Annotated in this window: 5 protein-coding genes; 4 read left to right on the plus strand and 1 reads right to left on the minus strand. The window is 30.1% G+C overall.

The window, feature by feature from the left end; all coding sequences use genetic code 11:
* Positions 1 to 353 precede the first annotated feature (353 nt).
* The 3 genes from mobV to AABL81_RS13350 all read left to right on the plus strand — a co-directional run bounded on the left by mobV (position 354) and on the right by AABL81_RS13350 (position 3662).
* Entirely contained in the window at positions 354 to 1580 is a 1227-nt protein-coding gene (gene mobV / locus AABL81_RS13340) for a MobV family relaxase (RefSeq protein WP_341341305.1), read from the plus strand.
* A 553-nt stretch (positions 1581 to 2133) separates the two neighbouring features.
* Positions 2134 to 3225, plus strand: a complete 1092-nt coding sequence (locus AABL81_RS13345) for a replication initiation protein (protein WP_341341306.1) — start codon at positions 2134 to 2136, stop codon at positions 3223 to 3225.
* Positions 3226 to 3242: 17 nt separating this feature from the next.
* Positions 3243 to 3662, plus strand: a complete 420-nt coding sequence (locus AABL81_RS13350) for a hypothetical protein (RefSeq protein ID WP_341341307.1) — start codon at positions 3243 to 3245, stop codon at positions 3660 to 3662.
* 253 nt (positions 3663 to 3915) lie between these two features.
* On the opposite strand, the gene AABL81_RS13355 is transcribed toward AABL81_RS13350, so the two are convergent.
* Positions 3916 to 4410 (minus strand): hypothetical protein, encoded by a 495-nt coding sequence (locus AABL81_RS13355; RefSeq protein WP_341341308.1) that lies wholly within the window; start codon positions 4408 to 4410, stop codon positions 3916 to 3918.
* 64 nt (positions 4411 to 4474) lie between these two features.
* Between AABL81_RS13355 and AABL81_RS13360 the strand changes: the two genes are divergently transcribed.
* On the plus strand, positions 4475 to 6196 hold the full coding sequence (locus AABL81_RS13360; RefSeq protein WP_341341309.1) for a hypothetical protein: 1722 nt from the start codon (positions 4475 to 4477) through the stop codon (positions 6194 to 6196).
* Positions 6197 to 6435 lie beyond the last annotated feature (239 nt).

Raw genomic sequence — 6435 nt, forward strand, 5'->3', positions numbered from 1 at the left:
AATAAAGGATGTTTTATAAAACATCCTTTATTTTTTTATAAAAGTATCTATATCCTCACTTGATGTACATATACTAAGGGTTAAATTATAATAACAATCTCAATCCTATTTTGAGTATTATTAGATTTTTAAAAAATGTTGTTTGTTTTATTCTGTAAAACAGTAGTATTTCACTAAATCTGAAATACGCTTTTTTTGTACCTTGCTACGACTTACGGTTTACCTATAAGTATAACCTACTATACTTATTTTTTTCCTGACGTCAAAAATAAGTGTAGGCTCTACGAGGTTACCCACTTCGTGGGGGTAGGGGTTTTCAACCCCTAATGAAAATCGAAAAGCAAAAAAAGAAAATGGGAAAAGTAGCATATCACGTTGAAAAAGGTTTGGACAGTTCCGGAGGATTAGGACACCACATCGACAGAACTGAAGGAAAAGAACACACCTATCCACACGCAGATTTATCTCGAGGAGATTTAAATCAAAACTATGCAGTAAATAAATACTGCAATATGGAACTGCCCGAAGCTATAGAAGCACGAATTAAAGACGGCTATAACGGCAAAAGAAAGATAAGAACGGATGCCGTTCGCTTCCTCTCTCATATTCTTTCCGGAACTCATGAAGATATGATATCCATATTCTCTGATGAAAAGAAAAAAGAAGCTTGGATAAAAGCTAATTTTGAATTTCTAAAAGAGCAATACGGCACAGATAACATTGTTAGGTTCTCATTACACCTGGATGAAAAAACCCCACACATACACGCTATCACAATTCCGTTAACCCAGGAGGGTAAACTCTCTGCTAAAGAAGTAATGGGAGATAAATTCGCACTTCAAAAAAAGCAAACCAGGTATGCAGAATATATGAAGCCATTTGGTTTAGAAAGAGGAGAATTAGGATCTGCTGCAAAACACGAAAGTTTAGACGAATATCGTAGAAGAGAAAACCAAATTGCTTTAAAAATAAATCAACCTATTGAAGTCGTAGAGAAAAGAACACTCTTTGGTTCTTCAGTAGACAAAGAGGCAACTATTGAAAAACTTCAAGAAGATATAAAAACCTATAGGGTGCTTTTAGAGGACGAAAAAAACAAAGCTAATAAAAAGTATCAAGAAGAAGAAAGAAAGCGTTTAAGGGTAGAAAAACAACTTAAAACGCTAAATGAACAAGCTTCAAAGAAAGTAATAGAACTTCAAAGCGATATAAAAACTCTAACATCTGTAATTAACTCTTCTGAAGAACTTGTAAATGAATTCCTTTTAAATCCTGAAAAAGTAGCAAATAGCATTCTAATACATAGATTAAACCTTGCTACTGAAAAAATAAAAAAGGAAATAAAAAAGGACGTTAGTAACGGAGAAAATCCACTCAATACAGATGAGTATATTCGAAAATACATTCCACCTATACACCCACTTTTTAAAGGTTCTGTATGGGAATTACTACAAAAAATAACAAAGGATAGAGATGCTTATGAAAACAAACTATATGCCTTTTTAAAGGAAACTAAGCAACAATTTATAAAGCTATCAGAAGAAGTTAAAACTAAAATATCAAAAGGTTTCAGGCGTTAACTTTTCTATTTGTCAATTAATTTATATTTCACTTCTCCAATAAAGGAAAAAATTTCCTCCATTGGTTCAGCGAGCAATTAACGAACTTCACTAAACACGATTTTAAAAGATTTAGTATTCAATAACTCGTAGTTAAATTACTAACACTCTGATAATCAATACACATAAGTTTTCGATGTATCGCGCGCCCTTGTTTACTTAGGTATGATTTGATTTGATTTTTTTCTTTCATTACTGATAAAATGACACAATGTATTGATTTTCAATACATTAACTCCTTTAAAAAGACTATAATTATAAATAAATTAATCATAGCTTATAGATTATAACTTATCCAGCTTTTTATAAATCTCTCGGAACGCCTTATTTTATTGGTGTTCCCAAAGATTTAAAAAATCTGAACTATGAGTTTTTGAATACTTAACTATGAGTTTTTGAATACTCTTTTAACATTTTAAATATGAGTTTTTGAATACTAACTATGAGTTTTGTTTTGTAACTCATATTTTTACTTATATTTGTATTCATAATCTCATAATAGAAACGTATAACTATGAAAATCACTGACAAAGAAGTACTGCAAAGCTACATACTTACAACTGCAAAGTATGATTACTCAGTATATGAAAAACGTATTTTGTACCGCATTATAGAACTTAATCAGTATTTAATGGAGGGCAAGCAATTAAACGCTAAACACGCTGTAAACCCTACTCTTTACGATTCTTATCAGTATATAATTCCTTTATCTACATTTTTAACTGATGAGGATAAAGACAAAAACCACGCTCGTATAAAAAAGGCTTTTGAAACTCTTTCTCAAAAGATTATCACTTATGACGATAAAGCCAATAAGCAATGGAGGGCTTCGGGTATAGTGTTTAATGTTAAAATGGATTATTCAAGGGCTGACTCTGTTACTTTTTATGTGGCTGACTTCATATATAATGCCCTTATGGACTTCTCAAAAGGATATAGAAAATACGAACTGGTAACAGCTATGAGTTTTCAAAGTGAATATTCAATGCGTTTTTATGAGTTGTTTTCGAACCAAGCTAAACCCATTAATTACAGCATTGAGGAACTTAAAGAAATGTTTTGTATTACCAATAAATACAAACTTACTGCTGATTTTTTACGCTATGTGGTAGAACCTGCAAAAAAGGAACTTGACGAAAAAAGCCCTTATACATTCATTTACAAACCCCTCAAAACGGGGCGAAAAATAACGTCTTTACAATTTATCCCTATCTACCAAGCAGGTAAAGAAAATCAAGGCTTAAAAGCTAAGAAATTAGGTAAACAGATGTCAACACGCTTTTATCTTGAGCCAACGGATAAGGAGTACTTAATGGCTCAATATGGTTTTACTGATAAAGAGATAAAAAACAACTGCGATTTATTCGAGGAGCTTTACCAAGTCTTAGATAAAGGCGAATTAATAGACAAATTAGCCGATTTAAGGCGATTTGCAAGCGAAACTATAAATCCGAAGGGGTATGTTATAAAATCGCTTAAAATTCTTTTAAATGACGTAAAAATAGCTAAAGAGGAAAAGAAAACGAAAGCTGAAAAGGTGATGAAAGAAAAAAGAACAAGTGAAAGCCAAAGTCTTGCTGATGTGTTGGGTAGTTTTCAAAAATAATATGCTAAATTTCAACTATGAAATACACAACAAGCGACATATCGGCGACACTTGGCGTCAGCCTAAGAACAGCACAAAGACACCTCGAAAGCCTTACTATTGTTGAGAATGGAAAAACATTTATAAACGAAGATGTTTTTAATCTAATAATCTCACGACATCAAAGCGACAATGAAACGACAGAAGAAAAAGACCTCGAGGGAATAACGGAATTTTTTACAAATGAGGAATATGAGGAGTTTCAAAAAAGGCTCACAGAATACCCAATGCTCAAACAATTGGTTAGTTCTTCAGAGGAATATATATCTTCGCTTAGAAAGGATGTAGAGTATCACAGAGTTATATATCAAAAGCATTTAGATATACACGAAAAGCTGATTGATAGCATAAAAGAAAGAAACTTCATAGAAGCAAAGGAGAAGAAATTAGATAAATGATTTAAAATAAAGTCTGCCTGGGTGGAATACAGAACTTAATATCGCCTAAAACAGTTACCACACTATTAACATAACTGAACTTTCATTAAAGAGCTCTGTTTGTCATTCTTACAAAGCTATAAAAGCCGAAAGGTTCTTAGAAGTTGAAAGCTAAATGCACTAAAGTGCGTAGTTTTAACTATAGTCTGCGACCAATAAAAAAGCTCCTGAGTGAGTTCAGGAGCTTTTTTATTTCAAATCATTTACTATTAACTTACAAAATAGAGTATTTTAATGTTACCCCAATAGTTGGAGTAATTCTATTACTTTTTGTATCAAAATCATAGGCATCTCCAAAACCTAAATGAAAATTAAATAATACATTTTTTGAGATTTTTCTATTCATACCCCAATGAATTTCATTTAAAATCAATTTATTATAATCAACATCACTCCCCCTGCCGAAAGAATATTTTGTTTGAAAAGAAACATAATTATTTTTTCTTTCATTATAATACCATCCTAAATTACTTTTTAAGAAAGGTATATATTCACTAAAATTAATCTTATATTCAAGATGTTGATCTTCTATAGAATACCCCCCTCCAAGACCAATACTTGTCCCTAAAGCGATTTCTTCTGTTAAATTTAAACCATATGTCATTTCTATTCCTTGGAATCCAGCAGACACTGTTAATTTGTTAATAGAATTGTCATTTTGCGAAAAAACACACAAACTAAACAAAAAGAAAGCTAAAATATACCTCATTAGTTGTTTTTTTAGTATTATTAATTTTGTTAACTTTGTTAAAGTTAATAAAAAATTTATTTGTATGAGACAAATTGTAAGTGTTTTATTTTTTACCGCCATTATCTTTGTAGGGTGTAAAAAAGATGATAATTCTTTTTCCGAAGGAAAAATGAAACCTCATAAAAAAACTATTAAATATGATTCTGAAAAAGAAATCTTAGTTTTTATAGGGGATAGAAGTTCTATACGAAAGTTTATAGAAAATGAAGAGTCTAATGAAAATTTTTTTCTAGACAACTATACTAAGGGGTTTTCTCCGTTATATGTTTCACAAGATATTAAAGATGAAAAAAAAGTTTTGTCTGTATTGTCTATGACTGAAAGTAAATTAAATAATGTGTCTTCAACTTTTTTAAAAACCAATTTTAATTCAGAAAACAATAGTGTTAGTGATGTTGATGATGACATTGATGATGATGATGATAACTTTCTACAGAATGAAGAATTAGGGGCTGTCTTAAACTATAAAGGACAAGTTCAGTTAAACGATTCAATCTATATGTATACTCCTAAAGGATTATTTATTGTTCATAAAGATAAAGTCAATAATCTAGAAGAGTTTTTGGATAAAAATTCTGATTTATCTGTTCCTATAGGATTAAATAAAGTTAATAATTATATCACTTCTTATGTTCCTAATATTGAAGATTTAATCCCAGCAGGAAAAATGATTATGACTCCTGGTGGAGATTCAGGAGCTTGGGATCCATCTGAATTTGAGGGACCAGCACTTCCAAAAAACACTAGTCACTTTAGTGAGTGTTCTAATATAAAAAGACCTTGGGCAGGTCAAATATTTGGACGTAAGTATCTTTGTAACTACTATTTTGACAGTAAAACTAAAGTTAAAACAGTATTTGAAGTACAAGACTTTCTGTTATTTAATAGTGTTCGAGCTAAAAATAAACTAAAAGCCAAAGGATGGACTGGAATATGGAGAGACTTAACTTCTAAAAAACTATATATTAAAATAAATACTGCTGTTTTTAACATAGAAAGGACTGACACATCAATAACTATAAAGGATCAATATATAAAACAATCTTTTAACGCTATAAAAAATTTATTTGAAAACCCTAGTATTCAGAATCAAGAAAACATATTAGTACTTTCTAATGAATTTATATTAAATGAAAATACTAATCAATATGCTCAAAAAAACTATTACTCAACTATTGATGATTATCGTATAAATAATTTGCCAAAAGAAGGTATTTTGTATCCAGCTTATAAAGAACACTATAGTAATATTGATTTGAATAGTTTTAAAAATGTTTTAGGTTCAAAGAAAAAAGTAGTACTTTATTTTTATAATATCTTTAATGAAGATCAACGTATTGAGATAACAGATGAAATGATTTATAAACAAGCTGCTAAAATATTTGAGGACTATGCAAAAAAAGGAACCCCTTCAAAGGATATTGCTATAGTTATAAATGATTTAGGTTTAAAAAACCTAAACAACTTAGATAGAATAGAAGTTAATCCTGTTAAAATAATTATTAAGGATGAATTATTAACATCAAGAAATACATCTAAATTAGTTAAGAATTTTGATATTAGAAAGGATCTAAAACTAGAAGGTTTAGTGCTTGGGTTTAGAACCAATGAATATGGAAATACTAAATATGATTTAAAAGTGAATTTTTCAGGAAACAAGGTAAAAAATTATCTTGTTGATATAGAATCTGGAGCTTACTATTTTAACAGATGGGGAGGGACTAAATATGCTATTGAAAAATAATTTATAAAAAAACACTATGGACTTTCAGTCCATAGTGTTTTAAAGCAGACTAAAGTCTACCTGGGTGGAAGTACAGAACTTTGTTTGACATTCTTACAAATCTATCAAAGCCACAAAGGTTTTTAGAAGCTGAAAGCTAAATGCAATGCACTAAATCGCATAGTTTTGACTACGGTCTGTGACCAATAAAGGATGTTTTATAAAACATCCTTTATTTTTTTATAAAAGTATCTATATCC

It is taken from the genome of Myroides sp. C1519 (assembly GCF_038039755.1).
Classification (GTDB): Bacteria; Bacteroidota; Bacteroidia; order Flavobacteriales; family Flavobacteriaceae; genus Flavobacterium; species Flavobacterium phaeum_A.

Excerpts from the sequence above, each read along its gene's own strand:
- mobV (WP_341341305.1), top strand. The coding sequence starts at position 354 with ATGGGAAAAGTAGCATATCACGTTGAAAAAGGTTTGGACAGTTCCGGA.
- AABL81_RS13345 (WP_341341306.1), top strand. The coding sequence starts at position 2,134 with ATGAAAATCACTGACAAAGAAGTACTGCAAAGCTACATACTTACAACT.
- AABL81_RS13350 (WP_341341307.1), top strand. The coding sequence starts at position 3,243 with ATGAAATACACAACAAGCGACATATCGGCGACACTTGGCGTCAGCCTA.
- AABL81_RS13355 (WP_341341308.1), bottom strand. The coding sequence starts at position 4,410 with ATGAGGTATATTTTAGCTTTCTTTTTGTTTAGTTTGTGTGTTTTTTCG.
- AABL81_RS13360 (WP_341341309.1), top strand. The coding sequence starts at position 4,475 with ATGAGACAAATTGTAAGTGTTTTATTTTTTACCGCCATTATCTTTGTA.